This is a genomic window from Pseudomonas sp. (genome assembly GCF_049645325.1).
Lineage (GTDB): Bacteria > Pseudomonadota > Gammaproteobacteria > Pseudomonadales > Pseudomonadaceae > Aquipseudomonas.
The window spans coordinates 1-3,548 of record NZ_JBARTQ010000226.1 but is presented as its reverse complement, the minus strand read 5'-3'; the positions used below and the strand labels follow the sequence as shown (position 1 = coordinate 3,548).

The 3,548-nt window shown below is 62.2% G+C and carries 4 protein-coding genes; 2 read left to right on the top strand and 2 right to left on the bottom strand.

The annotated features are described in order from the left end of the window. A partial coding sequence (gene poxB, locus WBB95_RS09750) for a ubiquinone-dependent pyruvate dehydrogenase (protein ID WP_424487395.1) occupies positions 1-1,470 on the top strand: 1,470 nt, incomplete at its 5' end. A gap of 3 nt (positions 1,471-1,473) precedes the next feature. On the opposite strand, the gene WBB95_RS09745 is transcribed toward poxB, so the two are convergent. Continuing rightward, positions 1,474-2,328 carry a LysR family transcriptional regulator gene (locus tag WBB95_RS09745; RefSeq protein WP_424487394.1) on the bottom strand — a complete coding sequence of 285 codons (855 nt, stop codon included), beginning with the start codon at positions 2,326-2,328 and terminating at the stop codon, positions 1,474-1,476. A 95-nt stretch (positions 2,329-2,423) separates the two neighbouring features. Between WBB95_RS09745 and WBB95_RS09740 the strand changes: the two genes are divergently transcribed. Beyond that, positions 2,424-3,053, top strand: a complete 630-nt coding sequence (locus WBB95_RS09740) for an FMN-dependent NADH-azoreductase (protein WP_424487393.1) — start codon at positions 2,424-2,426, stop codon at positions 3,051-3,053. A gap of 44 nt (positions 3,054-3,097) precedes the next feature. Here the strand turns inward: WBB95_RS09740 and WBB95_RS09735 are convergent. Then, positions 3,098-3,548 (bottom strand): NADPH-dependent FMN reductase (locus tag WBB95_RS09735; protein ID WP_424487392.1); only part of this gene is annotated, 451 nt, incomplete at its 5' end.

Here is a 3,548-nt window from a genome sequence, read left to right as displayed (position 1 = left end):
CTGTTCGACTGCCATCGCAACCATGTGCCGGTGCTGGCGATTGCCGCGCAGATCCCATCCTCGGAGATCGGCCTGAATTACTTTCAGGAAACCCATCCCCAGGAACTGTTCAAAGAGTGCAGCCACTTTATCGAGCTGGTGACCAACCCCGCGCAGATGCCTCAGGTGCTGCACCGCGCCATGCGCTCGGCGATCCTCAACCGTGGCGTGGCCGTGGTGGTGATTCCCGGTGACGTCTCGCTGCTGGAAGTCGAAGACACGCTCAAACCCTGGCCGGCCCTGCACGCGCCGCGCACCTTGCCAGCCGAAGAGGACCTGCAACGCCTCAGCGAGATCCTACAAAGCAGCCAGAAAGTCACCCTGCTGTGCGGCAGTGGCTGCGCTGGCGCCCACGACCAGGTAGTCGCTCTCGCCGATGCCCTCGGTGCACCGGTGGTGCATGCCTTGCGCGGCAAAGAGCACGTGGAATGGGACAACCCGTTTGACGTGGGCATGACCGGCCTGATCGGCTTCAGCTCGGGTTACCACGCCATGCTCAACTGCGACACGCTGATCATGCTCGGCACCGACTTCCCGTACCGCCAGTTCTACCCGACCGACGCAAAAATCATCCAGATCGACCGCAACCCGCAGGCGCTGGGCCGGCGCGCCACGCTCGACCTTGGCATTGCCGCCGACGTCAGTGAAACCATCGCGGCATTGTTGCCGCGCCTGACGCGCAAGACCGATCGCAGCTTCCTCGACACCTCCTTGAAGCACTACGAAAAAGCCCGCCAAGGCCTGGATGACCTGGCACAGCCGTCCAAGGCCGATCGCCCGATTCATCCGCAATATGTAGCGCGGTTGCTCAGCGAACTGGCGGATGACGACGCGATCTTCACCGCCGACGTGGGCTCGCCGACCGTGTGGGCCGCGCGTTATTTGAAAATGAACGGCAAGCGCCGCCTGATCGGCTCGTTCAACCACGGTTCGATGGCCAACGCCATGCCCCAGGCCATCGGCGCCCAAGCCGCCTTCCCCGGGCGTCAGGTGATTTCGATGTCGGGTGACGGTGGTTTCGCCATGTTGATGGGCGATTTCATCTCCCTGGCCCAGCTGAAACTGCCGGTAAAAGTCATCGTGTTCGATAACTCGTCACTGGGCTTTGTCGCCATGGAAATGAAGGCGGCGGGTTATCTGGACACCGGCACCGAGCTGAAAAACCCGGACTTCGCGGCCATGTCCAACGCCATGGGCATCCTCGGGATTCGCGTGGAGCAATCCGAAGACCTGGAACCGGCCCTGCGCCGCGCCCTGGCCCATGACGGCCCGGTGTTGGTGGACGTGGTGACGGCCACCCAGGAACTGGTGATGCCGCCGACCATCAAGCTGGAGCAGGCCAAGGGGTTCAGCCTCTACATGCTCAAGGCGGTGATGAGCGGGCGCGGTGACGAAGTGATCGAACTGGCGCGCACCAACTGGCTGCGCTGAACCTCAGTAACGCCGGGCAGCGCCATAGCGGACCACCACTTGGGTGATGATTTCGACCAGGCGCGGGTCCGCGTCGGGCGCGCTGAACAGGCGAAATTCGGCGTCGGGCAATGCGGGCAAACCGTGTTCGGCGCCGAGTACGCTCAAGCCTGGCCCCACTTGGCTACGCGCCATCGGGGCGATGGCAAAACCGGCGGACGCAGCGGCCTGCAGCGCGGCGTAACTGCTGCACTGCATGGCGGTGCGTTGGGTGATACCGGCTTGGGCCAAGCGCGACAGCGCCGCCTCCCGGTAAGGGCAAGGCTCGGGAAACAACGCCAGTGGCAACGGTGAAGGCAGTGTCACCAGCGGCTGCGCAGACCAGGCCCACACCAGTGGCTCCTGCCACAATGCCAGGCCCGGCTCGCTGGATTCGCACAACGAACCCACCACCACGTCCAACTCGCCCTGCTTCATTCGAGTCAACAACGTACCGGGAATGCCGACTTGCACGCTGATGTGCATGCCGGGGTACTCGGCGGCCACCTCCTGCAACTCGCGCAACAAACGGGCATCGGCGAACTCTTCCGACACGCCTACGCGCAGGTTTCCCTCAAACGCCGAGCGCGTCAGTTCCGCCCAGGCATCCCGGTTCAGCGCCAGAATGCCCCGCGCGTACGCCATCAAGCGCTCACCGTCCGGCGTCAATTGCTGGGAACGCGTGGTGCGCGTCAGCAGCGGCTTGCCGACCTGTTCCTCCAGGCGGCGCAAGTGCCCGCTGACGGCCGATTGGGTCAGGTGCAGCCGCTCCCCGGCGCGGCTGAAACCGCCCTCGTCCACCACGGCGACGAAAGTTTTGAGCAACAAGGCGTCGAACATATTCTGATATCTGATTAATAGATGACTAAAACACAATTTATATTTTACTTGGCACTATGTTGCAATGCCTGCGTCATCTTTCTTCGAGGCCCACCATGACCACTCTTTTGCACATCGAATGCTCGCCCCGCAAACAGCGCTCCGCATCTTTGGAGATCGCCCATCAGTTCATTGCCCGCTATCAGCAGAACGCGCCGGACACCGAGGTGGTGACGCTGGACCTTTGGGCGCTGGACCTGCCCGAGTTTGATGGCCCGGTGATGGAGGCCAAATACGCCGGGCTGAGCGGCACCGAACTGACGGAAGAGCAGGCCGTCGCGTGGGGCGCGTTGAAAGCGCTGGCCGCTCACCTGCATCGGGCTGACGTACTGGTGTTCTCGGTTCCGCTGTGGAATTTCGCCGTGCCCTACAAGCTCAAGCACTTTATCGACGTGGTGTCGCAGAAAGACGTGCTGTTTGAATTCAGCCCGGAGCACGGTCTGCGTGGCTTGCTGCACAACAAGCGCGCGGTGAACGTGTATGCACGCGGAATGGATTTTTCTGCGCCCGACGCACAGGCGATGGACTTTCAGAAACCCTACATGGAAGCCTGGCTCGGGTTTATCGGCGTGACCGATGTGCATTCGTTGTACGTGGAGAAAACCATCCTGGGGCCGGAGGTCGACCAGGCGTCGCGTCTGCATTCCACCGAACAGGCCCGGGCCTTGGCCGACCGTCTGGCCTGAAGGCACGCAAAAAAAACCCGGCCTTCAAGGCCGGGTCGTTGCGATCAGCCGTGCTGCTTCGCGACCCATCTGCCGTAGGCATCAATAAACGCCTGCAAGAACGGCTTGGTTTTCTCCGACACCTTTCCCGTTTCATCAAACACGCTGCCTGCGCCGCCCAGGTAGGCTTCCGGCTGCTGCATGCACGGCACGTCGAGGAACACCAGGGACTGGCGCAGATGGTGGTTGGCGCCAAAACCACCAATGGCACCCGGCGACACACTGATGACCGCCCCCGGCTTGCCGCTCCAGGCGCTTTGCCCATACGGGCGGGAGCCCACGTCGATAGCATTCTTCAACGGGGCAGGCACGGAACGGTTGTATTCCGGGGTCACAAACAACACCGCGTCGGATGAGCTCACGTGTTTACGGAAAGTACTGTAGGCTGCGGGCGGCGTACCTTGGTCGATGTCCTCGTTGTAGAGCGGCAAATCGCCAATTTCAACGATATTCAAC

What these genes read in the sequence shown, in the direction of transcription:
- WBB95_RS09745 (WP_424487394.1), bottom strand. Translation starts at nt 2,328, where the DNA reads ATGTTCGACGCCTTGTTGCTCAAAACTTTCGTCGCCGTGGTGGACGAG.
- WBB95_RS09740 (WP_424487393.1), top strand. Translation starts at nt 2,424, where the DNA reads ATGACCACTCTTTTGCACATCGAATGCTCGCCCCGCAAACAGCGCTCC.